This window comes from Pseudothermotoga sp. U03pept (genome assembly GCF_051235805.1).
Taxonomy (GTDB): domain Bacteria; phylum Thermotogota; class Thermotogae; order Thermotogales; family DSM-5069; genus Pseudothermotoga_B.
The window spans coordinates 1,809,402-1,834,593 of record NZ_JBPNXV010000001.1 but is presented as its reverse complement, the minus strand read 5'-3'; the positions used below and the strand labels follow the sequence as shown (position 1 = coordinate 1,834,593).

Here is a 25,192-nt window from a genome sequence, read left to right as displayed (position 1 = left end):
AAAATCACCAAAAGAGTGGTTACACAACTTCTTAAGTTTTTGCAACTTCGTATATTATATAGCGGAAGGCGCCAACCAAGATCTTGGTAAAAACTTCGACTGTACATTGGCATAGGTCTAATCTTTCGGTCAGTTTGTAGTATTTCTTTTAAGGATTAATCCTTAATTAGAGTTGTTTTAGATTTGATAACAGAGAGGAAGAACCTTTGGTGTTCAAGGAAGATCTCGAATATCTTTGGGTCAAAATGGTCGTTCTGAGCTTTCATTATTTCGAGTGCTTCCTCAGGAGAATGAGCCTTTCTGTAGTATCTTTCTGAAGTCAGTGCATCGAAGACATCTGCAACCTTCACAATTCTTGCTGAGATTGGTATTTCCTCCCCCGACAGACCTTCTGGATATCCCTTACCGTTCCATTGTTCATGGTGGTATCTGATGACTTCATAGCAAGTCTTTATTGTGGTGTTTTCCGGATGTGTTGCGAGCGATTCACGAAGGATCTCAGAGCCGTTTGTTGTGTGAGTCTTGACTAACTCGTACTCCTGAACCGTCAACGAAGTTGGCTTTCGAAGAATCTCTTCAGGTATGAGTATCTTGCCCACATCGTGCAGAAGTGCAGCAGTACCTATTTCGTCAACAAAATTACCGTTTATATCCGCTTCTTCACAATAAACTCGTGCAAGCAAAGTTGCAATTACTTTCACATTCTCTGCATGATTGCCAGTGTACTTGTCTCTGATATTCATCAGTCTTACAGAAGATTTTATCAGCACATCTAAGGTGAGCATCTTAAGTTTTTGAAGACCTGACACGACCGATGCACAAAGCCTCTTAGGACTCACAGGTTTTATCAGCACTTCGTCTGCACCGAACTCCAAAGCTCTTAGGACATCATCTTCGCTGTCCAGTGACGTCACAACGAAAATGTACGGATAAACCTCGGTGTGATCCTTCCTGATACGTCTTATCAGCTCAAAACCATCCATCACTGGCATTCTCAAATCGACCAAGAGGATTCTGTATTTTGCGGGGTTCGCGCTGAAGGTTTTCAAGGCTTCTTCGCCGTTTTCTGTCCCAACAGCTGAGAAACCCCCATTTGTCAAGGCGTTGATCATATACTTTCTTTGAAATTCATCATCTTCGGCAATCAGAATGGAGAAATTCATCACTTCACTCCTTCACACAATGCTGATTCCTATTGAGAACGATGAATTCTGCATGATGAATACCATCTTGTAACATTCAAGTACGTTCAACAACGATTTCATGTTTTGCCCAAAAACGGCGGTAGGTGGTGTGGTCACCGCTTGTGGTGCAACTACACCGAGCATGTTTCCGCTGAGCATGTTTGACAGCTCCAAGAGTGCACTGATTCCCATCTCCGAAAAGAGATCTACCTCATAACCGCCAAGCATAGCTTGCAAGACGTTTTTCGCGAAGGACTGCTGATACTCAAAGCTGAAAACACCTTTTCTCTCACCGTCTTTGCCAACAATACCTACAATGACACACAGGGGCGTAGATGTTTTGTGCATGGGTTCTTTCAGAAACTTCACGTTATCTATTTGGATACCGAAAGTAGCAAGCACTCCTTGGGTTACTCCTGCCAATTCCTGTATCATCACTTCTCCTCCTTCAATGCAACGTTCAATCTAATTGTTAGGTTTTCTGCATCAAAAAGGATATTGTGTGCACTCATTTTGAAGTTGAAGAAAACAAGATCGTCTCCGATAAAGGAACTGGGCGGTGAGAGTCTGATATTTGCTCCTTTGATAGTGTTGTTTATCTCTGTGACTGCATTGCCTGCCACCATATTGCCGAATTCATTTGCCGCGAGCAACAAATCATCGTCAGAAGGGTTTTCTCCTCCGAGACCTGTGTAGATTATGCCAGCGAGTTCCTTTGGCATCGAAACGAGCAATCTCCCAGAGAATAAGCCAGAGAAACTCACGATGACTACGACACCAGAGACCTTCACAATCAGCGTGTCTGATTGTTCAACACCTCTGGGTACAAGTTTCTTCTCTGTCAACGTCGAAAAGACATTACACATTGATCTTATGAAGCTCTGCATTACCTGTCTTTCGGTGTTCTTATCCATCTTCATTCCTCCAACAATTTCTTTAGTGCGTCGATCAGCTGTTCGGTTTTAAAGGGTTTTTGCAAAGCGTGTTTAATGCCGATTTCTGTAGCCTGAGAAAGCAGATCTTCATCTCCCATTGCGCTGAGCAGAAGTACGTTCACATTTTTGTCTCTGCTTAACACAGCTTTAGCTGCCTCGAGTCCGTCCATCATGGGCATTGTGACATCCATGGTAATTATATCTGGTTTGAGTTTCTGAGCAAGCTCGACTGCTTCTTTGCCGTTTGACGCTTCACCAACGACAGAGAAATCACTGCTCTGGGCTAACGCTTTCTTGATCAAATTTCTTACTAAAGGTGAATCATCTACAACGAGGACTTTCTTAATCATCTCACCTCACCCCCACCTTTTTAATTATCTGCTGTGCTATCTCGTAAGAAGGCAGAACTACAGATGCCCCTCCTCGGTTAATAGCCTCGGCTGGCATGCCGAAAACTATCGCAGTTTCCTCAGATTCCGCTATGGTGTAACCTCCCGCCAGTTTTATTTTTACCATCGCGTTGGCACCATCATCACCCATGCCCGTCATGAGGACACCGACTGTCTTAGAGCCAAAGTGTTCCAAAACGGACTCCATCATGACATCTGCAGATGGCATGAACATATGCTTTGGAATCTTAGACAGCCAGATCTTAAGCCCTTTGTCCCCCTTGCGAACCTTTAAGTGATATCCACCTTTACCCACATACACCACGCCCGGTGTGATTTCCATTCCATCTGATGCCTCAACCACTTTTAAAGCGCAGTACTGATCTAACCTTTGTGCATACTGATTGGTGAAATTAGGAGGCATATGTTGCACGAGAAAAACGGCTGCATTCAGATTTTCTGGCAGATTCGGCAGTACATCGTAAATTGTTTTTGGTCCACCGGTTGATATTCCTATTGCGACACCGTAATAATCCGTCTCTGCAGGCAAAACTTTCTTTGTTTTTCTTGCCAGATCAACGCTCACAATGGTTTTACTCTTTGCAAGCCTTCTCATGACTCTGGAGTTCGTTGATGCCTTGTACGCTTCCTTTATCTTGGATACCAACTCATCTCGTACGACAGACATGTTCAACGAGACCGTTCCACCAGGTTTTGGAACGTAGTCAAAAGCTCCAAGCTCGAGTGCTTCGAATGCTGTAACAGAGCCTTCTTGGGTTAATGAAGAGACAACTACGACTGGGGCAATCTGTTCTTCAACGATTATCTGCAACGCCGTGAGCCCATCCATCTTCGGCATGTTGACGTCCATCGTTATCACGTCTGGATGGAGTCTTCGAGCCTTTTCTACGGCATCTTCACCGTCCCTGGCGGTGTCGATCACCTCCAGGGACGGATCAGATTCTATCAATGTCTTCAAGGTCTTTCTCATCAACGCAGAATCGTCCACTACCAAGACAGCTATCTTCTTCAGAAGAATCACCTCATTTGGCTCGTTTGAGCTTCTTTGATTGTCCTTCTGTCTTCGAGCTTTTCTCGACAGTCTCTTCAACGATCTCTTTCTCTTGCTCAGTCAGTATCTTTGTCAAGTCCAGCAACAAAACCACTCTACTGTCGATGCGTGCAACTTGAGGGACAAACCTCGATGACTCGCCGAGCGCAATATCTTCAGGCATCGATGTTATGGCTTTTGTTGGTATGCTTTCCACTCCAACTACCGAATCAACGATGAAAGCGGTTTTCCTGCCAGCCATCTCGCTCACTATTACGCGGATCGACATTTCGTTCTCCTTCGCTGTCGGGAGGTTGAATTTCTTTCTGAGGTTTATGACGGGTACCACCTCGCCACGTAAGTTCATTAATCCCTCAATGTATTCTGGCGCTCTGGGCACCTTCGCTAAGGATGTGAGCCTGTTTATTTCTCTTATTTCCTCAATTTGCACGCCGTACTCTTCTTCACAGATGGTGAATATGACGTACTGCTTTTCTTCTTCCGCCGATGTTTTCTCACTCGCTTCATCCGTTTTAACTTCACTGAGCGTGGCGGCTTGCTCCGGCAAAAAGACGGTGTGGTCCAGAACCATTATCATCTCGTTGTCGTTGTGTACAACACCAATCAGCTCTTTATGGCTCTGGTCACTGACCGTTGGTGGCGGCAACAGGCGTGATCGTTCGGTTCTGAGTACCCCACGAATTCTATCCACGATGACTCCAACCAGAGAGTTCTGAATCCTGAGAACAATCACTTTGGTGAATTCGTCAGCTTCTGCTGGTGGAAGCTCCAGCAACCTTCTCAGGTCAACTATGGATAGAACATTCTTCCTCAGTTCAATCAATCCTTTGATGTATTGGGGCGCACCCGGTACCTGTATTGGTTCGACGTACCTTATGATCTCTTGAACTCCTTCTATCTTGAAAGCGTAGATACCTCCAGCCAACTCAAAGGTGATCATTTGAATATTATCAGCACTCACAGCTTTGGTCTCTTCAGTTGATCTCTGATTTATTTCAGCCGCCCTTGTTTGGCTCGACGACACCTGTTTTTCGAAGAGATCCTCCACGTTGAGCAGCAAGTACAACTCTTCTCCCGAACGTATCACCTTGGAAACGAAACGGCTCTGAGTTGAAGAGTCTTGCTGATCTTCTTGTGACGCTCTTATAACCTGCGCCGTCCTATCCACGATGATTCCAGCCATCCTTCCTTCGTATGACAGGATCATCACCTTTGAAGAAGTGATATCTTGTGTGGGAAGGTTGAGCAATTTTCTCAGGTTTATTATCGGTAAGACCTCACCTCGAAGGTTCATCACCCCTTCAACGTGTTCGGCTGCCAGAGGCACTCTTGTGATCTTGGACACGCGTATGATTTCTCTCACCTCAGAAACAGGCACCGCATATTTTTCGCTGCCAACAACGAAGGTGACATATTGATCCGTGACAACAGTGGTGGTCATAGATTACACCCCCACTTCTGTCTGTAGTTCATCTGCGATAGCAGCTATCTCTTCTATTGCCTTTGCGAGTTCTTCAACTCCCTTGGCTTGTTCACTCGCTCCTTTCGCGGCTTCTTCGATTGCCGATGCAGATTCTTGTGCGGCTGTGTTGATCTGTTCGATTGCCTTTTGTGTTTCCTCTATCGCTGCGGCTATTTGGTCGATTTCCTTAGTTATATCCTTAAATGAGTTGAGCAGTTTATCCAAGGTGTGACGAACCTGGTCGACCAGTTTTGTGGTTTCCTTGGCTCTGTTAACTTCATTTGCTGCTGATTTCGCTGATTCGGAGATGTCAACAGAGACTGATCTCACTTGATATTGCATGTTACTCACAAGTTCTTTGATCTGTTCTGCGTTGGAGCCAGACTCATTTGCCAGGTTTCTTATATCGTTGGCAACGACAGCGAAGCCTTTGCCGTACTCACCAGCCCTCGCCGCTTCTATGAAGCCGTTCACCGCGAGCATGTTTGTCTGGATCGTGACCTTGTCGATTGTGTCAACCGTTTTTGTAATCTTTATCGATCTGTTTTCGAGATCCACCACGTTTCTTGCCGCTTCAGCATATTTCTGTGAGGCTTGCCCAATGTTCGATATGAGTTTCTCGATCTTTGTTCTGTTCTCTGTCACAATCTGTATAAGGTTTTCCAGATTTTTTAGATCGGAATTAGCAAGGCTTTGGAAGTCGCTGACTTTCTTGGAGAGGTCTGAAACTATTCCTACACCTTTTTCTGTCGCTTCGGACAGCAACTGCGCGCCTTTACTCAACTGCTCGATGCCAGAATTGATCTGTTGTGAGGCTGAAGACAGCTCTTCGATGTTCGAAGACAGCTGTTCTGCCGCTGCTGCAACGGTTTCAGCAGATTTTGCTGTATCTGTCGAAGTTTTCAGCTCTTCCGCGATTTCAACCAACTCCTGCGTTGCAGTTTTGATCTCGTCGAAAGCTTTAACCTGCTGTTCGACCGCTTTGGAAGATTCAACGGCAGCTGAACTTATCTGCTCGGCACCACTCGCAACTTGTTCGGAAGATGCCAGGAGTTCTTTCGCAACTCTTGCCACCTCGTCCATGTCCGTTTGTATCTTCAGCATGTGCTGGACTAATTCATCGAATTCGCTGGCTATGTTCTGAAGTTCCGTTGTGATCTCTGCGCCAAGCTGTGATTGTTCCCTCGATTCTTCGACAATCCTTTGTATATCGTTCACCGTTTGCTTGACAGCCTTGGATATCTCTTCTACAACGTTGGTGATCTCTCTGGCAGCTCTCTCGGATACCTCCGCTAACCCTCTCACTTCATCTGCGACGACGGCAAATCCACTCCCATGTTCACCAGCCCTTGCGGCTTCTATCGCGGCATTTAAGGCGAGCAAATTCGTTTGATCCGCGATCATGACCACAGTCTTGACTATTTGCCCAACTTTGTTTGATTCTTCTTCAAGCTTTTCTATCAATTTTGCTGATTCTTCAGTCTTCGCAGCACTCTGTTCGACTGATTCTATGAGGCCTTGGACGCTTTCCGTCATGACCTGGACCCCTTGACGTGCGTTCGTGGTGTCTGCAACCATTTCTTTGACCATCTCTTGTATGCGTGTGGCACTCGCCGAGATCTGACTGACAGCTGCTCTTGATTGATCCGCGGCGCTCGAGGATTCCTCAGCACCCGCCGCAATTTGCTCAACGGCTTTAGAAAGTTCTTCCGCGGCCGCAGAAGCTTCCTCGACACCGGAGAGCAATTGTTCGGAGGCGCCAGCGATTCGCTCGGCAAGCGCTTGACGTTTAGCCATCGTCTTTGCTCTGGCTCGTTCAAGGGCACGTTTTTTTGCTTCTTCTCTGCGAATTTTCAATTCTTCCTCGTTTTCCTTCAGCTTGATTCCTGTTCCCTGTGCCTTTTTGTCAGTTTTTGCCTCTGTTTCTGGCAGTTCTAACTTTTTCCTTTCCATGCCAACTCCTCCTTCACCTGATTAGTTTGGAAAGATCAAGAATCAGAACAATGGAACCATCGCCCATAACGGTCGCTCCACTCACCAAACCATTGCTTCGCACCATCTCCGGTACACTCTTGACCAGATAATCTCCCTCTTCAATGAAACTGTCCACTATAATCGCAAATGGAGCTTCTTGGTCTTGCACTACGATCAGTGGTATCAGGTCAAAGTTAAATTGCTTTTCAGTGATCTTCACATTTGATTGTGTCAATAACTGTTCAGTGAAAAAGACGGGAACTATCTCACCACGTATTTGTGTGAAGAGCATGTCTTTGTAGTTATGCAGCGATTTGGCAGGTACTTTCAAGGCTTCCTTCACCAGTTCAGTGGGTATCACGTAACGATCTGCACCGATCCGCACCAGCAATCCCTTGACAGCCATCAAAGATAGTGGAATCATCATGGTGACCGTCGTGCCCTTCCTTGGTTCACTTTTCACCAGTACTTTTCCACCGATGTTCTCGACGTTTGTCTTCACGACATCCATACCAACGCCTCTACCAGAGAGGTTGGAAACCTTTTCAGCCGTTGAGAAACCAGGATAGAAGATGAATTGAATTACCTCTTCTTCAGACATTTGTAAGATCTGTTCTTGCGGTGCGAGCTCTCTCTCGATCGCCTTGATTCTCACTTTCTCAGCATCAATACCGCGTCCATCGTCTTGAACCTCAACAAAAACGAAGTTACCCCTGTAGTATGCCCTGAGTGTGAGCGTTCCTTGTTCAGGTTTTCCGATCTTTCTTCTTTGATCTGGTTCTTCGATACCATGGTCTATGGCGTTTCTAACCAGGTGTGTCAAAGGATCGCTCAGAAGTTCGAGAATGGAACGGTCAAGCTCGACTTCCTCTCCCTCGGTGGTCAATACGACCTTCTTTCCTAAGGACCTGGCAAGGTCACGAACAGTCCTGTTGTACCTTTGAAAGAGCTCGCCAATTGGCGTCATTCGGAGCGACATCGTGCAGGACTGAAAATCGTACGATAATCTCTCGAGTCTGAGTGCCACACTTTTGAGTTCCGATTGCATTTGTGGAAGTCTCGATATGATCTCATTCGTCAAGTACTTCACAGTGTTCTTCAGGGTGATCAATTCTCCAACCAAATTCACCAAGGTGTCGAGTTTGGCTTTCTTTATTCTCACAGTTTGGGAGACCTGTCTTTCGACTGTCTGCTGCGTGCTAACAGTCTGTGGCACTGATTTGATGCTCTCTTCCTTACCGTTAAGCCAAGACAAAAATTCATCGCTCAGTTTTCTGAGTTCTTCAATGTTTCCCGATTCACCAGCCTTGACAATTCTGTCAATCATCTCTATTTTTTCTGGATGTCCGATGATCTCCAGACCAGCCTTGAGGGGTTCGGCTATGCGTGCGAGTTCTGATCTGTCAGCTGAGCTGTCTGAGATAAGAAATTCAACGAATTCTATCAACTGAGATGCAATGTTAAAGAAGGCTTCGTGAGAAGCAAGGGGAGCCACTTCTTCAGTTTTTACCTCATTCTCTCCAACGAATGATGTGTCTGAAAGAAAACTCTGCAACTCCTTTTCATCCAGTGTTGCACCCTTTTTCAGGCAATCATCAAGCATCTTGATGAGATCTAAACTTCTGAAGATCATGTGAAGGTCGACTTTTGCTGACTTTTGCGCAGCTTTCTGCAACGCATCCTCGATTTTGTGGGATATCTTCTCTATGTATTTCACACTGTCTGAATCTTTCGAATCGCCAATGATCGAGAGTAGCAAACGCGCGCCGCCTTTGATGCTGTGCGCCCCTCTCATAATTGCATTGAGTAAGGTGGGATCTTCATGTTTTTCAAATTCAATTAGGCTGTTCTCTATCTCTGTGATGTTCTCATCCAGTTCGTCGAGAAAATCAGAGAAAGCCTCCCTTTCAAAGCCGTCTGGCAGGACCTCGATCTTCCTCTCATCCATTCTCGGTCCTTGCTCTTGTTCTCGTTCGAAGTAAGCCTTGGCTTGTTCAATGAGCTCTTTCTCACCAAGGTCTTCCAGTTGCACCTCGAGATCTCCGCCAGAATAGCTCTCCAGTGATGTGGAGATTTTTTGAAAAACGAATTTGCACAGATCACCCCCATCCAGTAGCAGGTCAATCAATTGGGGCTTGATAGGAACACCTTCATCTCTGATCTTCTTCAGTACGGACTCGAGGGCGTGTGAAATCTCAACTATGATTGATACGTTTGCAAAACCCGCCAAGCCTTTGATGGAGTGAAAAACTCTAAAAACATCATTGACGGCTTCTTTGCTTTGGTTTTGCTCCAACAGAAGTATCTTCTGTTCCAGATCCTTCAGAAGTTCCGTTGATTCTTCAAGCATACCCCTGAGGATATCGATCTCTTCGGGTTTGAATTTCATTGCATCACCGTCCCTTGAGCAACATCTGAATACTCGCAATGAGGACAGAGGGCTTAACTGGCTTCACAAGGTAGAAATTGGCTCCTGCTTGGAGCGCCTGCATCTTCTCTTCTGGTCTATCGATCGTTGTTATCACTATCACTGGGAGCTTTGAAAACTCTGGGATCGATCTGATCTTTCTAAGCATTGTCAAGCCGTCCATGACGGGCATGTTAATATCAGTTAGTATGCACGCTAGATTAGGTTCTCTGTACAACTTTTCAATGGCATCTGCCCCATCGAAGGCTTCCAGCACTTCATAGTCAGCCGATCTCAAGACATAGGCATGAAAATCCCTGGTCATTTTCGAATCGTCGACGATGAGTATCTTCGCCATTATTTCACCTCTCCAACGGCTTTTGGTAGACTAAACCATTTCCCATTCTCTTCAGTTCAAAAAGCGTCGTTATCCTACTGAGTGACTCAGAGTGTCCCAAGAAGATGTATGCCCCGGGCTTCATCATGAGGTAAAATGTGTTGACGACTTTTCTTCGAGATTCATCTGAAAAATAGATCAAGACATTTCTACAGAAGACAAAATCGAAATCCTTGCCAAAACTGAGCAATTGTTTGTCGTCGAAAAGATTGATTTTGTAGAAACTGACGAATTTTCTCACCTCATCGATCACTCGGTAACCACGTTCAATCGTCTGGAAGTATTTTCTTAGGTATACCTTCGGTACATCCTTTATCGAGCGTTCTTCATAAATTCCTTCCGCTGCCTTTTTCAGAGCGTTGTCATCGATATCCAGAGCCATTATGTGATATTGGTACGATGGGTAAAGCATCTCGCGGCAGATGATCGAGAGCGTGTAAGGTTCCTCACCGGAGGAACAACCAGCAGAGAGGATTTTCACGAATTTGACGTTTGTTCTTTCGATCAATTCCGGCAAGCAGTGTTCTGCAAAGACTTGCAGCTGTGGAAATTCTCTAAAGAAGTATGTTTCATTTATGGTAACCTCGTTGATCAATTCATTGAACTCTTCGCCGTTCTTGTCAAAATACTTGAGAAACCTCACATATTCCTCGGGATTTGTCATCCTCTTTTCGCTCATTCGCTTTTCTACTCTTTTCTTGAGCAGGTATATTTTCTCTTCTGTTATGAATATGCCTGTCTTTTGATATATCAAGTCCCTGATTTCTTTGAATTCACGAAATCCCAGCGTTATTGGCACTTTCATTCCCCTCTCAGCTGATTCAATGTGTAAATCGCTGCCAACTTCAGATCTTCATCTTCACTTTCTGACGCTATCTTTTCGATGTCTTCTGTGAACTCCTTCAGATTCATCTGCCCTATCAGTTCAACCGCTGCGATTTGTATCATTGGATCATCACTGTAAAGATAGTTCACCAGTTCCTTTCGAGTAAATACTGGATCCAACTTTGAGAGAAGCATCACTGCTTCATATTTGTTCGCCGAAGGAATCTCTGAAAGGGTTAACCTTTTAAGGAATTCACCAACTGTTGCTTTTTGTTGTTCATCGACGATCAAATCTTCGGCGATGTAAACTGATAATAGGTCGAGCACTTCCTTCAAAGCTATCTTCCATTTGTTTAGAGAGATTTTTATCATTTTGTTGATATCGATTATCTGCGGAAAGCTTTTCATGAGACGAAGGAGAGAAATAAAGACAGTGTCGTCGATTTCTTCAATATTCTGAAAAGAATTCACTATTTTGCGGGCGCATTCTTCATCGCCAATATTCGCAAGAGTGTTTAAGCAAGCGCAGGTGAGAAATTCATCTTTGGACTGGAGGAACAAATCAAGTATCTGACCTTTGTACTTTTCTCCACCAAGATCTCCAATGTATTCAACAGCAGCAATGACATTGTTTATGTCCTCATCTCTCAGAGCCTCCGCGATGATATCTATCACCAGTGGATCGTCAGCGACGTAATGAAGCGCATCGAGCGCCAATTTACGCACATCCTTGTCTTTGTCCTGAACCAGTTCCCTTAAGACGTCCCTTGACAAGTCCCACAGATCTGCCAGCAACAAAGTTGCCGCGTTTCGCAAGTATGCATCATCAGCTCTCAAGAGTTGGGCGATTTTTCTTGATGCTCGCGACACTCTCAACTTTTTCAATTTTTCAAAGGCAATTTCTCGAGCGAAAGGTGTTCCTTGTTCCAAGAGATCTACCAGTAAATCAAGCGCATCAGTTTCAGAAAGTTGTTCGAGCTTATCAAGTTTTCTCAGTATTTCTTCTTCATTCACTACTTGTCCCCCCTTACAGGACCTCAATCTTGTTGAGAAGACTAAGCCTTGCCTGATCTGGTGTTGGGACTCGTATTTCTGCAAGGTGTCCCTGTATGGTTACATCCTGTGCTTCACCTGTGTTCATCTCTTCTGCCGTCACAGTGAGAATGCCGTCGTGAGTGATATTGAAACTGACTGCTATCGCCGCTTCCTCTTTCTGCCATTTCTTGGCAAAGGTGAGCTGAAAATCTCCAAGTTCAACGAGTTCTTCATCTCTTTTCTGCAAGATTTTTATGAGGACTTTGTCTTGATCGTCCCTTGTGTTTGTGAAGATTTTTGTGGCTATCGTCGGGTATACAGTTCCTCTGTCGATGATCGGTACAAACTGCCCGTCATCATCAAATACTCCAAGTGAATGGGCTACCACATCTCTGAGCTCTATGGATTTCAGCCTGCCATCGATTATTGCTGCCATTCTTGCCGCACCAAGTGCAACTACCTCATCGGGATTTATCTCACTCAGTATCTGGGAGTTTGGAAAGAGTTCTGTCACAATTCTCCTGAAAGCTGGCATTCTGGAAGTACCACCCGAGAAGACTATCAGATCGACCTTTTCTGGCGGTAGGCTTGCTTCCTTCAGAACATCGATTATCAGTTGTTTTGCTCTTTCGAGCAGATGTTTTGTCAGATTCTCGAATCTTTCTCGAGACAGATTTAGATTCACGTGTACTGGTCCATACTCTGGTGATAAAGCTACATATGGTATGACAATGCTGGTTTCGGCAACGACAGAAAGATCTATCTTTGCTTGTTCCGCATGATTGTAAATCTGCTGAAGTGCTATGGGATCCTTTGAAAGGTCTATGAATTTCTCATTCTTGACCGTTTCCACGATCCAATCTACGAGTACTTGGTCGAAATCAAATCCTCCCAACGATGTGCTACCACCCGTCACCAACACCTGGTACACAGAGTCTTGATACCGCATCAAGGTGATGTCAAAAGTTCCACCGCCAAAATCAAGCACCAAGATGATCTTCTCCGAATCATTCTCCATTTCGTATGCGAGAGCAGCCGCCGTGGGTTCGTTCAACAGCTTTACAACCTGTAAGCCTGCGAGTTTCGCACTCATTGCAACTGCCTGCCTTTGATTGTCATCGAAATATGCAGGTACAGTAACTACAATTTTTTCGACGGGCTCTCCTAAGAACTCAGAGGCAAAGTTCTTGCACTTTCTAAAGACAAACGAAGCTATTTCAGAAGGGTTGAAGATTTCTTTGAATATTTCATAGTTCTGATCGCTACCCATTCTTCTCTTCACTCGGAGGATCGTTTGATGAGGTTTAATGAGCATCTGTGATTTTGCAAGCTCTCCAACGAGGACCTGCTTCTCGTTCTTAAAATGAACAACTGTTGGGGTAATCCTCGAACCACGCTCGTTGACAATTATCTGTGGTCTCAACGACCTGTCAACATAGCCAATCAAAGTGTTCGTTGTGCCAAAATCGATGCCCACTATCATTTTCGCTTGTCCCCCCGCAGTATCACAAGGTTTTCCTTCGCCTGCGAATTTGAAGGATCGAGAAAGATCGCTTGTTCGAGAAATTCTATTGCCTTTTCTACGAATCCATGTTCGGCAAGTATCGCTGCAGCGTTGTTTAGAGCCTTCGATTTCAAATTGCTTTCCATCTCAGCAACCTTCATGTATAGATGAAAGGCAATCAACCAATTACCAGTCTCTTCGGCATTGAGTGCTTCTTGAAACAACTGCTCTGGAGAAGGCTCTTGAAAGAACACCTCCAGACCACGTCCAAGTCTTTTATTCATCTCAGTTAGTCCTCCTGAGAACCTCTTCCGCGATCGCTTTAATGTCTTGTGCTGCCCTCGATTTTGGCGCGTATCGGTGAATCGGTAGTCCATGGCTCGAAGCCTCCGCGATCTTTATGTCGTTTCTCAAAATAGGAAAGATCATCTTATCTTCGAAGGTCCTCTGGAGCTCTTGAAGTACTTCTTTGCAGAGTTTTGCCTGTGCTGAAAACATTATTGGAACCAGACCCAGAAACTTGAGCGAAGGAGACAGTGTGGCATTTGTTCTGTAGTAGAAGTTCATCATCTGCGCTAAACCGACAAGAGAAAAGAAATCAAGTCTCACTGGTACGAGTAGGTACTGTGATGCCACAAGGGCATTTATGACGGTAAGTCCAAGTGATGGGGGCGTGTCTATGAAGATGTAGTCAAAATCGCGATCGTAATCTAAAAGGAAGTCTTTCAGTACGCTTTCTCTATTTGGTAGCTGGTCCAGTTCGACCTCTAAAGCTGCAATCTTTCCGTTTGAAGGCAGAACAAATAGTTCGTTTTGCCTGTACAGGACATCTTTCCTAACATGTTGATTGTTCAGAAAATCGATCAGGGCTTCGTACACACCGTACTTGATCTTCAGAGGCTCGAGCCCTGTGTGGATTGTTGCATGTGCCTGTGAATCAAGGTCAAGCAACAAACATTTCTTACCCATGTCCGATAAGAGGGCAGAAAGATTATATGCGAGTGTAGTCTTCCCGACGCCGCCTTTCCTGTTGCTGATGCTTATTATTTTTGCCATCTGAGGTCAGCTCCAAATGATACAAAAATAAACATTATTGATAGTCTAATAAGATTAGTAGTGAGAGCTATAATCAGCACGTAGATTTGGGTAAAAATAGATTGTACTTGACCTAACATGTGAGAAAATGTTACAATGATTTGGAAAGTCTACAAAAGATTCTGTTAGTTTTTGTCAAGTATGATTTCACAGTTTTATGAACCTGATGTCTGTCTATAATGTTTATTGTGAATACATTCGAAGGTGAAAACTTGTTAGCAGTATTACCCACCTGGTAGGTTCCATTTGGAGTTAACCTGCTTTCCACATGTTCTTACGGTAAAAGTCATCTGTGCGAGGAAGAAAAACCACGATATTTGAAGATAAATTTCCATTTGATTAGAATTCGAAAGATATATGGCTAAAAACGACATTATCGACGATGGATTGTTTTGAATAGACTTTGCCAGCTTTTGTAAACTGTGGTAAGTTGATTGTGAAGCAAAAGATTCAAATTCACTTTTACATGAAGCTATTACTTCAAAAGGAGGTGTAGTTCTATGAGAAAATTGGTAATTTTCTTGCTGATGTTAGTTGCTGTTTTTGTTCTTGCTGCATACCCTGACAAACCGATCACCTTCATCATTCAGGCAGCACCTGGTGGGGCATCGGACATGGTTTCACGTACGATCACTGCGATCGCGCAGGAGATCCTTGGTGTTCCAATCACTTGTACAAACATCACGGGTGCGTCTGGAGCTATTGCGATGAAAAGACTTCAGACGAGCAAACCAGACGGTTACACGATGGGGTATGTGCCTGTTGAACTGTCGATGGTCAAGGCATTAGGCTTCGCTGACTTTGGTCCAGAGGACTTCGATTTGGTTATGAGAATCATGGTGATTCCTGCAGCTGTTACAGTCAGAGCCAATGCACCTTGGAAGACGATTCAAGAGTTCATCGATTATGTCAAGGCTCATCCAGGTACGGTAACTGTTGGCAATTCAGGACCTGGCTCGATATGGCATATTGCAGCGCTGAGCCTTGAAAAGGCAATAGGAACAAAGCTGGTCCACGTGCCATTTGATGGTGCAGCTCCTGCGGTCGCAGCACTCATGGGTGGTCACATCACCGCCGTGACGGTGAGTCCAACGGAGGTCAGATCTGGTGTTGAATCAGGACAGCTCAAAATACTTGCAGTTTTGAGTGATGAAAGATCTCCTCTTTTCCCAGATATTCCAACCTTGAAGGAGCTGGGTTATGATGTTTCTGTGGCGGCTTGGGGTGGACTTGCACTGCCAAAAGGAGTCGATCCACAGGTCTACAAAACTCTTGCCGATGCCTTCAAAAAGGCGTATGACAGCGATGCCTTTCAGAAGTTTCTCAGCGATAGGGGAATGACACCAGCTTATCTCGACGGTGAACAGTTCAAAGCCTTTGCAATAGCCCAGTACAACATGTACATGGAGCTGATACCAAAAGCGCTCGGTAAGTGAGATCTTGGCTGCCCTTTGGGCAGCCATTTGATTGAGGTGTTGAAAGATGAAAGACTTGGTCTTCTCAATTATTGCTGTAATTTTCTCGATTCTGCTGTTGATAGAAGCTTCGAAGTTACCTGAAGGAGTTGCAAATCTCCCAGGACCAGGTTTCTTTCCGACGATTATTGGTGTGGTTATTCTGGTTTTGTCGGTGGCGTTGCTGGTGTTGACTGTTAGAAACCTGAGCAAAGGGAAGGTAACTTCAAAGTTGCAAGGTGACTGGGGAACTACCATTTTGTTCATTGGAATCGCTACTGGATACGTTGGTTTATGGGGTAGAGGAAATTTCATGCTCAATACGACTGTGATGATCTTTCTGCTACAGATGATTTCCGGAGCAAAGTGGTATTGGGCATTGATTGGTTCAATCAGTCTTTCCAGTGGCATCTATCTTTTGTTTGGCAAGGTTTTTCACGCACTTTTGTTTTAAGAAGGTGATTCAATGCAGCAGTTCCTACAAGGTTTTCTTCAGTCGATAGAACCAGGAGCAATTTTGTACCTTCTAATTGGCACTTTCTCTGGACTTTTGATAGGAACACTCCCAGGCTTAACTGCGACGATGGCGGTGGCAATTCTCACACCGTTGACCTTCTGGCTCGAACCAAATCGTGGCTTGGCTATGCTCGTTGGTGTGTGGAATTCGGCGATCTTTTCAGGTGGTATTTCCGCAATTTTGATAAACACGCCAGGTACACCTGCTTCAATTGCATCAACGTTCGATGGTTACAAACTCACGCGAAAAGGTATGGCAGGTTTGGCTCTTGGAATCAACGTTTTGTACTCATTCTTCGGTGGAATCATGGGTGTGCTTGCTCTCGTTTTGGTGGGTTTTCCTTTGGCAAGGTTTGCATTATCTTTTGGTCCAGCAGAGTACACAGCCCTTGCGTTGTTTGGACTATCTACGATGGTGGCAGTCTCTGGAAAATCTGTTGTCAAAGGCTTGATCGCAGGCTTTTTGGGTTTTGCAATATCGTTGGTTGGCTTAGATCCAATCTTTGGCTCGACACGTTTCACCTTTGGGAGAATGGAGTTGCTCAACGGCATCTCTTTCATACCTGTCATGATAGGTCTTTTTGGCATAGGTGAGGTCTTCTACCAAGTCTTTTTAAAGAGAGTTGCTTCAGCTCGTATAGAGTCTCCCAAACAACTTGGAAGGGTAGTGCCGACTGTCAAAGAAATAAAGACTTTGACACCTGTTACACTGCTTTCGTCGTTGATAGGCATTGTCATAGGAGCCATACCTGGTGCAGGTGCAGATATAGCCGGCTTAGTTGCATGGGATCAAAGCAAAAGAGTAGCTAAGAATCCAAAGGAATACGGCGAAGGTTCCATCGAAGGTTTAGCCGCTTCTACGACCGCGAACAACGCCTGCCTTGGAGGTGCGCTCACCACGATGATGGCACTTGGACTGCCCGGCGATGCAGTTACAGCTGTACTTATAGGTGCTTTCATCATGTATGGAGTACAGCCTGGACCGGTCATGTTTCGCGACAACGCCGCCTTCGTTTACATGGTTATAACACTCATGCTACTTGCCAACGTAGCCTTCCTTGCTGTGGGATTCTTTGCTTCCAAGGCACTGACGAAGTTTCTGTCTTTGCCGCAGAACTTTATCTGGGCTACGATAATCTCTCTTTCTTTGATTGGTAGCTATGCAATAAACAACAGCCTCTTTGATCTTTCAATTGCGTTGATAGCAGGTATTGCAGGCTTCGTCTTCAGATTGCTCGATATACCTTTAGGACCAATCGTTCTTGCGCTGATTCTTGGACCCATGGCTGAGGCTAACATGAGAAGGGCTTTGATCCTCAGTGGAGGAAAGTTTTCAATCTTTCTCAGCAAACCGATATCACTCGTTCTGTTGGTTCTTTCTGTTCTTTCACTGATATCGGCTTCTTTGAAAAGACGTCAGATAAATAGGAGATGATGAAGTTGCTGGAACATTTGAAACGAAACAAGATACTCATTGTCGTTCGTGGTTTGAACAAAGATGAAACCTTACTGCTGTGCAGTTTACTTTTGAAGAACAATCTAAACTGTCTTGAGGTAAGTTTTTCAGATAAAGGAGCAGATGAGATTCTCAAAGCTGTCAAAGAAGAGTTTAAGAGCCAGATCTTCCTTGGAGCTGGTACGATCTTCGATGAAAAGATGTACGTTCAAGCAATAAAAGCTGGTGCAAGTTATGTGCTCAGCCCAGGTTTCAGTAAGATCGTTGCAGAGTTGGCTAAAAAAGATAATATACCTTACATTCCTGGTGTTTACACACCAACAGATGTGCAGATGGCGTACAACGAGGGCTTCAGACTTGTCAAGTTGTATCCGGCAGACGTTGAAGGTTTGAGGTTGCTCAAATCTTACCATGGTCCATTTCCAGATGTGGAATTCATGCCTTTTGGTGGTGTGACACCAGAAAACATATCTGCCTATTTCAACTCAGGTGCCGTAGCAGTGGGCATAGGCTCTTACATTGCCAACAAGTCGTTGCTTGCCAAGGGTGATATTTCAGAGCTGTCACAGCGGATCAAGAAGATAGCAGCTTACGCAGGTGATTGAAGTGCAACTGGGTATCGATATAGGTGCCACAAAGACCTTGGTTGCTTTCTTTGAAGAGAGCAAAATCACGCCGTTCAAGACTGTGCAGTTTCCTACAGAACCACAGAAGGGGTCGGTATCCTTTTTCGAAAGACTCATTCTTGCGCTGGGAGAGTACAAGGACAAGATCACCATCTGGGGAGTTTCCACGGCTGGCGCTGTTGACGAAGAAGGAACGGTACTTTGGTCACCAAACCTTGGCTGGAAGAACTTTCCTTTGAAAGACCAACTTTCCAAGTTTTTGGGACCAAATGGAATTGTGGAAAACGACTGTAACGTTGCAGCTTATGCCGAATTCCTTGTCAGAAACGGTGTGAAGAATTTGGTGTACGTGACGTTGAGTTCAGGTATTGGCTCAGGCATCGTCGTAGATGGGAAGATCTATCGTGGGTCACACTACGGAGCTGGCGAGATAGGTCACACAACTTTAGAAGAGGATGGTCCTGAGTGTAGTTGTGGACGCAGAGGATGTCTACAAGCAATTGCCTCTGGGAAAGGTTTACAGTCACAGGTGAGAACTTTGCTAAATCAAGATCTGCCTGCAGAAGAGATCTTAAGCCTTGCCCAAAGAGAACTTGAACCATACCATACCTTGGTTTTGCATGCGGCAAGGGTTCTGGGGAGATTTCTTACAAACATCGTAGACCTTCTTGATCTGGATAGGTTGGTACTGGGTGGGGGGTTAACAAAAAACAAATTCTACACTGACTTGGTGATAAGATTCATAAGTGAGAACTACTACAAATTACCGGGTAAGAAGGTTTCAGTGGAACTCTCTGTTGTTGAACCAAACCCACAGGTGGTTGGTGCTGTTCTCTTAGCTCGAAAGCTCTACGGATGAAAGAGGAATCAATGTGAAGAGACAAAAGCGAAGGTTCAGGGTGAAGAGCAAATGAATGCTGAATACAAAAGAAGAATACAAAAGATCTATCACACCCTCACCAAAACTCAGAGGAAGGTTGCAGAGTATTTGATTGATAATCCGAGCAAGATAACTTTGATGAGTGCAGAAGAACTTGCCAAAGCATGTGGAGTGGGTGAAGCAACGGTGATAAGGTTTGCGCGCAGTCTCGGCTACAATGGCTATTCATCGATGAAAGAAGAATTTCAGCGTGCTTTGATCTTGAATCTAACTTCTTCAAAGAAGGTCGAAGATGGGCTCAAGAGGACAGAATCTGAAACAGTCTTGCAAGAACTTTTGGGCACCCATTTAGAAGTCTGCAACAAGATGGATATTTTGGAATTGACGAAGGCTTTGAAAAGGGCTGCAAAGATATTGAATGAGTCAAATGACGTGTATATCTTTGGTGAAGGCGCCGCTTTGGTACCTGCACAAGAACTTGCTTTTTGGCTTAACCGTTTTGGCAAGAAGACGTGGCTTTTTGGAACAACGGGACGCTCGTTCTTTGAACATATAGCGAATCTGAGAAAGAACGATCTTTCAGTGGGATTCGCTTATAGAAAGATAAACTTTGAGCTGCGAATACTCTTTGCCGAGACACGTAAGAGAGAAGGCAAGAACATCTTGTTCACAGATCAGATCCTCAACCCTCTGAATGAGTTAGCCGACGAGACGATTGTGACTCAAAGAGGTGGCATAGGCAACTACAGATCGATGGCGATACCTGTGATTATGGCAGATGCCTTGCTCTTTGAGTTTGCAGCTGTCAATCGAGCAAGTCTTGAAAATCTCAAAGCATTGGAACAGATCAGACGTGACTATGGTTTCGAGTAAGATTGGAGTTATTTTCCTTGTTTTTTTACATAGTAGATGAGAAAAAGCGGGCGTACGCCCGCTTTCTTGTTCTATCAACACTCACAGATTTACCGGCATAACAGGAACTTTCTCAGGTACTATCAAAGTTGCTTCGGTGTACTTGATAACTTCTTCGACTGTTGTTTGTGGTGCCACCTCTTTCAAAACCAAGCCTTTTTGGGTCACTTCGATGACTGCCATATCTGTGACGATCAGATCGACTCTTCTTATAGAAGTCAGTGGTAAACTGCACTTTTTCACTATCTTTGGTGCATTACCTTTTGCAACATGCTGCATCGCGACTATCACTTTCTTTGCACCAGTTACAAGGTCCATTGCCCCACCCATGCCTGGGACCATCTTACCCGGTATCATCCAGTTTGCCAAGTGCCCTTCTTCGTCCACCTGCAGTGCACCAAGGACCGTTGCATCCACATGCCCACCTCTTATGAGACCAAAGGACGTTGCTGAATCAAAGGCACAAGCACCAGGAAGGAAGGTTATTGGTGAACCGCCGGCATTCGTCAAGTTGGGATGTTCGTACCCAGCCGCAGGGGCAGGACCCATTCCGAGTATGCCGTTCTCTGACTGCAAGAAGATCTCTACCTTCGGCGGTAAGTAGTTGGCTACCAAGGTTGGAATGCCAATACCAAGGTTGACAACGTCTCCGTCTTTCAGTTCAAGTGCTACTCTCTTGGCAATTACGACCTTTGCGAGTTCTTGATCTTGTATCATCTGGCATTCCCCCTTACAATGTAGTCGACAACAGCATGAGGTGTATGGATCTCATTTGGCGAAAGCCCTCCAATTGGTACAAGTTCTTCCACTTCGACGATCGTTGTCTTTGCGGCAAATGCCATCAGTGGGTTGAAGTTTCTTGATGTGAAGTTGAAGAACAAATTGCCATAAAAATCTGCTCTTTGAGCTTTTATCAGAGCAAAATCTGCCTTCAGAGCTGTTTCGACAAGGTACTCTGTGCCATCGATTGCTATTTTCTGCTTTGAGTTTTCAACGACTGTGCCAACGCCTGTCGGTGTCAAAATGCCTCCAAGGCCAAAACCACCAGCACGCACTCTCTCTGCCAACGTACCTTGTGGAACGAGTTCTACTTCGAGCGTACCTTCAATCATCTGCTTCTGCGTCTCTGGGTTGGTACCAATGTGTGAAACGATCACCTTTTTTGCCATTTTGTTTACTATGAGCTTTCCTATGCCCTTGTTTGGGAAAGCCGTGTCGTTTGCGATGATCGTAAAGTTCTTCTTGCCGCTCTTGATCAGCGCGTCCACAAGGAGTTCCGGTGTTCCATCTCCGAGAAATCCTCCTATCATCAAGGTTGCACCATCGGGTATCATCTCAATGGCTTGTTCCACTGTTATAACTTTGTTCTTCATTTGCTGCACCTCCTAATCGATGTTCTTAATGACTAAGGCTGTACCCATACCGCCACCGATGCACAAGCTTGCAAGACCAAGTTCGAGATTTCTCTTCTTCATCTCGTACAGAAGTGTAACGGTTATTCTGTTTCCACTTGCTCCAATGGGATGACCAAGTGCAATTGCTCCTCCGTTTACATTAACCCTTTCTTCGAGCCAATCGTCTGTGACATCATGTTCCTTCTTAAGATCTCTCAGAACCGCCAAGCTCTGTGCAGCAAAGGCTTCGTTGAGTTCTATCAATTGAATGTCTGTAAGCTTCAGGTTTGCACGCTTCAATGCTTTCGATATCGCACCGACTGGACCGATACCCATGATACTCGGATCAACACCATGCTGAGCAAAGGCTACGATCTCTGCCAAAGGCTTCAAACCATATTTTCTGACCGCATCTTCACTTGCAAGAACTGTGACAGAGGCTCCATCGTTTATTCCCGAGGCGTTTCCCGCGGTGACTGTGCCATCTTTCTTAAAGGCAGGTTTCAGCTTTGCCAACGTTTCAAGTGTTGTGTCAAATCTTGGATGTTCATCGGTGTCGAAGATCTTGTCTCCTTTTTTGTCTTTGATCACAAACGGTGCGATCTCGTCTTTGAATCTGCCTGTTTCTATCGCTTTTTTTGCTTTCATCTGACTTTTGTACGCAAACATATCTTGTTCTTCTCTGCTGATGCCGTATCTTTCAACCAAGTTTTCTGCCGTCATACCCATGTGGTACATGTTGAAAACGTCAGTCAAACCATCAAAGACCATGTGGTCAACTAATTCACCGTTGCCGAGTCTGTATCCAAACCTTGCCTTTTGCAGTAAGTATGGCGCGTTGTTCATGCTCTCCATCCCACCGGCGAGCACTATCTCAGCTTCCTGAGACATGATGTCGACTGCACCGATCATTATTGCCTTCATGCCAGAGCCGCAGAGCATGTTCACTGTGTATCCCGGCTTTTCGGCAGGAACACCAGCATATATGCCAACTTGTCTGCCAGGTCCCATACCTTGTCCTGCCATGAGAATGTTTCCGATGATCGTTTCATCTACCCATTCAGGTTTTACTTTCGCTTGCTCCATAGCTGCCTTTGCTGCAGCGACTCCAAGCTGTACTGCTGGTATGTCCTTCAAAGTACCACCGAGGGTTCCTATCGCCGTTCTCTTAGCACCTACGATGTAAACTTTTCTCAATTCTTTCACCTCCTCAGAGAATCAGTATCAGCAAGCTCGTAACTATGCCGCTCCAGATCAATGCCATTGCGCAATAGCCCATTATGTCGCGTATATCAAGCTTTGCAACAGACAAAAGTGGCAAAGCCCAGAAAGGTTGAATCATGTTTGTCCAAGCATCGCCCCATGCGACACCCATGATCACCTTTGGAACTGACGCACCGATCTTTTGTGCTGCCTCAATCATGATAGGTCCTTGGACAGACCACTGACCGCCGCCAGATGGGACGAACAGGTTAATCAATCCGGCACTCCAGTATGTGAACAATGGTAGTGTTCTTGCAGTCGAGAAAGAGGCAAACCAGTTAGCTATCGTTGCAGCAAGACCAGAGTTTATCATCATACCCATGATACCTGCATAAAATGGAAATTGCACAACGATAGCCCACACAGTTTTGCCAGCCTCAATAGCAGCATTTATGAAATTCTTCGGTGTGCCGTGTAATAGGATTCCCAACATCAAGAAGATGAAGTTCACGATATTCAAATCCAGAGATCCTTTCTTGACAAAGAAGTAGTAGAGAATGTAAACCAAGCCGATGATGCCAATGATCACAGACAAGACAGGACTGTACTCCATCTTCTCAGCGGGTGTCATCTCAGACCAGTTTTTCTTTGGAGCCTTCTTTGCTTCAGTGAAAACGGCAGGATCAACTTCAACAACTTCTTCTTTCTTCGGATGCATTCCTGCCATGATGAACGGTAAGGTTACCAACAGTACGATTACAGGCAGATAGCCAATAGGAGCAAAGATCGTTTGTGAAACCGGGACCAAACCAATGGTTTTTTCCAGAAAATGCCCCTTGGTGTTAACCAAGAGTGGTGCAGATGCCGAAAGCCCTGCGTGCCAAACCAAGAAGCCAGAGTATGCTGAAGCAACGAGCAATGGATAGTGCAACCCTTTTCCTTTCATGTTCTTTGCTATCTCGATTGCCAAAAGCGAAGTGAAGATCAAGCCAAAGCCCCAGTTTAAATAGCTCGTGATTATCATTACGACACAAGCAAGAGTGACGGCTTTGAAAGGCGTATTTGCAGCCTTCGCAATTGCTTTAAGTATAGCTGCCATGGGCTTCGTCTGAGCAAGAATATGCCCAGTCATGAGCACAAGACACATCTGCATTGCGAATGAAAGCAAGCTCCAGAAACCATCGCCCATGTAACGAATCATATCCATGGGACTCTTTTGCTGGACTATCATACCGAGAACAAAGGTTAGTAACGTCAGGAGAATAGCAAAGATCAACGCATCTGGTAAATACCTCTTTGCAAACTTGGAAAAAGCACTACCCAGAACTCTAAGCATTCTCTCACCCTCCTCGTTAAGATGTTCAGACATACAGATTGTACTATACCAAGAACCCACAGGCAAAACTAATAGACAGTGCAATATACTTAAAGATACCTAACAAACGCGTATTGTGATTTTTTTCTCTAATCTCTTGATCAGTAGTTAGTAGACAAACTGTGAAAGTAAACATATTCTTTTAGCAAAATATGGGGTACAATCTGAAGCTTTGCGAAGCGAAATCTAAGACTGAGAGATCTTTTCCCTTCTCAGGGTTGCCAATGAAAGAGAAAGTAATATGAGAATCATTCCAAAGATTTGTTGCGTCTTCACTGTTTCATTTCTGAAGATCACTCCAGCCAATACAGAGATCACCGTTGTGAGATTTGAAAAGAGTGTTGTGAAGGTGGGAGAAGCCCTCTTAACCATGTAATTCAGCAAGAAAAAAGCTGCTGCAGATGAAAATACACCAAGATAAAGAACACTTACGAATGCTTGAGGATTGGGAACGAATTTCATCTCTTCTGTTATGAGAGCAACTATTGTGAAGAACAAAAACCCGCTCAGCATCATAAAGAATGTTATCTGCTGGGGAGTGAACTCTTTTGAAAGTTTCCTTGAGCAGATCGTATAAAAACCAGCTGAAAGAACAGCCAACAGCATCAACATCTTTCCTAAGAGATTCTCAGGGGAAAGATCAACTCCTACAATGAAAATTACCCCCACAAAGCCAAGAGATACCAAAGAGTAATGTGAAAGGTCTGCTTTTTCTTTCAACATGAATATTGCCAGAAGATTTACAACAATCGGGATGAGGGCAACTATCATTCCAGCCTCCGAAGAATTGATTCTTTCAACACCGTAAGTTTCAAAGATGAAATAAAGTACTGGTTGAAACAATACCAATTTCCACAGCTTCCAGTAAGGCTTCTTTTCAAGTTTCAAGAGACGAAATGTCAGCAATATGATGAAGAAGATGAGGGCTACTAAGAAACGATAGGACAGCAAAGTCATTGGTGAAAGATAATCGAGCGCATTCTTGGTAAAAAGAAAGGAAAGACCAAAGATCAACGAGACACCAATACCAGCCAGAACAACTGTGAAATGCACGATCTATCCCCTTTCAAGAGATAAAGATTTCTCACGCGATGAAT

The 25,192-nt window shown here is 44.7% G+C and carries 25 protein-coding genes; 6 read left to right on the top strand and 19 right to left on the bottom strand.

The annotated features are described in order from the left end of the window. Positions 1–155: 155 nt before the first annotated feature. From ACSFC1_RS08980 to ACSFC1_RS08915, 14 genes are read right to left on the bottom strand one after another with little or no spacing between them, the layout of a single operon-like run. A complete protein-coding gene (locus ACSFC1_RS08980; RefSeq protein WP_435565764.1) occupies positions 156–1,163 on the bottom strand; it encodes an HD-GYP domain-containing protein in 1,008 nt (335 codons plus the stop codon). Positions 1,164–1,175: 12 nt separating this feature from the next. After that, positions 1,176–1,619: a chemotaxis protein CheX gene (locus ACSFC1_RS08975; protein ID WP_435565763.1), complete on the bottom strand. Its 444-nt coding sequence runs from the start codon at positions 1,617–1,619 to the stop codon at positions 1,176–1,178. Beyond that, positions 1,619–2,098, bottom strand: a complete 480-nt coding sequence (locus tag ACSFC1_RS08970; RefSeq protein ID WP_435565762.1) for a chemotaxis protein CheX — start codon at positions 2,096–2,098, stop codon at positions 1,619–1,621. The genes ACSFC1_RS08975 and ACSFC1_RS08970 overlap by 1 nt, the downstream gene beginning before the upstream one ends. 2 nt (positions 2,099–2,100) lie before the next feature. Beyond that, the gene (locus ACSFC1_RS08965; protein WP_435565761.1) at positions 2,101–2,469 is read right to left on the bottom strand and encodes a response regulator; all 369 of its coding nucleotides are present in this window, start codon (positions 2,467–2,469) and stop codon (positions 2,101–2,103) included. Between the two features lies 1 nt (position 2,470). Then, a complete protein-coding gene (locus ACSFC1_RS08960) occupies positions 2,471–3,619 on the bottom strand; it encodes a protein-glutamate methylesterase/protein-glutamine glutaminase (protein WP_435565760.1) in 1,149 nt (382 codons plus the stop codon). Further along, complete coding sequence (locus ACSFC1_RS08955; RefSeq protein ID WP_435565759.1) at positions 3,552–5,021, bottom strand: chemotaxis protein CheW; 1,470 nt, start codon at positions 5,019–5,021, stop codon at positions 3,552–3,554. Before ACSFC1_RS08955 ends, ACSFC1_RS08960 begins: the two co-directional genes overlap by 68 nt. 3 nt (positions 5,022–5,024) lie before the next feature. Continuing rightward, the gene (locus ACSFC1_RS08950; protein WP_435565758.1) at positions 5,025–6,995 is read right to left on the bottom strand and encodes a methyl-accepting chemotaxis protein; all 1,971 of its coding nucleotides are present in this window, start codon (positions 6,993–6,995) and stop codon (positions 5,025–5,027) included. Between the two features lie 13 nt (positions 6,996–7,008). Further along, positions 7,009–9,405 (bottom strand): chemotaxis protein CheA, encoded by a 2,397-nt coding sequence (locus ACSFC1_RS08945; protein WP_435565757.1) that lies wholly within the window; start codon positions 9,403–9,405, stop codon positions 7,009–7,011. A gap of 4 nt (positions 9,406–9,409) precedes the next feature. Further along, entirely contained in the window at positions 9,410–9,781 is a 372-nt protein-coding gene (locus tag ACSFC1_RS08940; RefSeq protein ID WP_435565756.1) for a response regulator, read from the bottom strand. A gap of 4 nt (positions 9,782–9,785) precedes the next feature. Next, entirely contained in the window at positions 9,786–10,619 is an 834-nt protein-coding gene (locus ACSFC1_RS08935) for a CheR family methyltransferase (protein WP_435565755.1), read from the bottom strand. A gap of 2 nt (positions 10,620–10,621) precedes the next feature. Beyond that, positions 10,622–11,659: a HEAT repeat domain-containing protein gene (locus tag ACSFC1_RS08930; protein WP_435565754.1), complete on the bottom strand. Its 1,038-nt coding sequence runs from the start codon at positions 11,657–11,659 to the stop codon at positions 10,622–10,624. A 13-nt stretch (positions 11,660–11,672) separates the two neighbouring features. Continuing rightward, the gene (locus tag ACSFC1_RS08925) at positions 11,673–13,163 is read right to left on the bottom strand and encodes an Hsp70 family protein (RefSeq protein WP_435565753.1); all 1,491 of its coding nucleotides are present in this window, start codon (positions 13,161–13,163) and stop codon (positions 11,673–11,675) included. Continuing rightward, a complete protein-coding gene (locus tag ACSFC1_RS08920; protein ID WP_435565752.1) occupies positions 13,160–13,468 on the bottom strand; it encodes a hypothetical protein in 309 nt (102 codons plus the stop codon). The genes ACSFC1_RS08925 and ACSFC1_RS08920 overlap by 4 nt, the downstream gene beginning before the upstream one ends. 1 nt (position 13,469) lies before the next feature. Further along, complete coding sequence (locus ACSFC1_RS08915; RefSeq protein ID WP_435565751.1) at positions 13,470–14,240, bottom strand: ParA family protein; 771 nt, start codon at positions 14,238–14,240, stop codon at positions 13,470–13,472. Between the two features lie 539 nt (positions 14,241–14,779). Here ACSFC1_RS08915 and ACSFC1_RS08910 point away from each other — a divergent pair. Genes ACSFC1_RS08910 through ACSFC1_RS08885 form a run of 6 tightly spaced genes read left to right on the top strand, consistent with a single transcriptional unit; the run spans position 14,780 to position 20,084 of the window. After that, positions 14,780–15,715, top strand: a complete 936-nt coding sequence (locus tag ACSFC1_RS08910; protein ID WP_435565750.1) for a tripartite tricarboxylate transporter substrate binding protein — start codon at positions 14,780–14,782, stop codon at positions 15,713–15,715. Positions 15,716–15,761: 46 nt separating this feature from the next. Beyond that, positions 15,762–16,187 (top strand): tripartite tricarboxylate transporter TctB family protein, encoded by a 426-nt coding sequence (locus ACSFC1_RS08905; RefSeq protein ID WP_435565749.1) that lies wholly within the window; start codon positions 15,762–15,764, stop codon positions 16,185–16,187. Positions 16,188–16,199: 12 nt separating this feature from the next. After that, positions 16,200–17,684, top strand: a complete 1,485-nt coding sequence (locus ACSFC1_RS08900) for a tripartite tricarboxylate transporter permease (RefSeq protein ID WP_435565748.1) — start codon at positions 16,200–16,202, stop codon at positions 17,682–17,684. Then, positions 17,684–18,310, top strand: coding sequence for a bifunctional 4-hydroxy-2-oxoglutarate aldolase/2-dehydro-3-deoxy-phosphogluconate aldolase (locus tag ACSFC1_RS08895; RefSeq protein WP_435565747.1), 627 nt, complete (start codon positions 17,684–17,686; stop codon positions 18,308–18,310). Before ACSFC1_RS08900 ends, ACSFC1_RS08895 begins: the two co-directional genes overlap by 1 nt. 1 nt (position 18,311) lies before the next feature. Further along, the gene (locus ACSFC1_RS08890) at positions 18,312–19,190 is read left to right on the top strand and encodes an ROK family protein (protein WP_435565746.1); all 879 of its coding nucleotides are present in this window, start codon (positions 18,312–18,314) and stop codon (positions 19,188–19,190) included. Positions 19,191–19,241: 51 nt separating this feature from the next. Then, entirely contained in the window at positions 19,242–20,084 is an 843-nt protein-coding gene (locus tag ACSFC1_RS08885) for a MurR/RpiR family transcriptional regulator (protein WP_435565745.1), read from the top strand. Positions 20,085–20,165: 81 nt separating this feature from the next. On the opposite strand, the gene ACSFC1_RS08880 is transcribed toward ACSFC1_RS08885, so the two are convergent. The 5 genes from ACSFC1_RS08880 to ACSFC1_RS08860 form a co-directional block, all read right to left on the bottom strand. Further along, positions 20,166–20,840 carry a 3-oxoacid CoA-transferase subunit B gene (locus ACSFC1_RS08880; protein ID WP_435565744.1) on the bottom strand — a complete coding sequence of 225 codons (675 nt, stop codon included), beginning with the start codon at positions 20,838–20,840 and terminating at the stop codon, positions 20,166–20,168. Next, positions 20,837–21,496 (bottom strand): acetate CoA-transferase subunit alpha, encoded by a 660-nt coding sequence (gene atoD, locus ACSFC1_RS08875; RefSeq protein ID WP_435565743.1) that lies wholly within the window; start codon positions 21,494–21,496, stop codon positions 20,837–20,839. The genes ACSFC1_RS08880 and atoD overlap by 4 nt, the downstream gene beginning before the upstream one ends. Positions 21,497–21,508: 12 nt before the next feature. Next, a complete protein-coding gene (locus ACSFC1_RS08870; RefSeq protein ID WP_435565742.1) occupies positions 21,509–22,723 on the bottom strand; it encodes an acetyl-CoA C-acetyltransferase in 1,215 nt (404 codons plus the stop codon). A 4-nt stretch (positions 22,724–22,727) separates the two neighbouring features. Then, positions 22,728–24,056 carry a short-chain fatty acid transporter gene (locus ACSFC1_RS08865; RefSeq protein ID WP_435565741.1) on the bottom strand — a complete coding sequence of 443 codons (1,329 nt, stop codon included), beginning with the start codon at positions 24,054–24,056 and terminating at the stop codon, positions 22,728–22,730. 225 nt (positions 24,057–24,281) lie between these two features. Then, the gene (locus ACSFC1_RS08860; protein WP_435565740.1) at positions 24,282–25,148 is read right to left on the bottom strand and encodes a DMT family transporter; all 867 of its coding nucleotides are present in this window, start codon (positions 25,146–25,148) and stop codon (positions 24,282–24,284) included. Between the last annotated feature and the right edge of the window lie 44 nt (positions 25,149–25,192).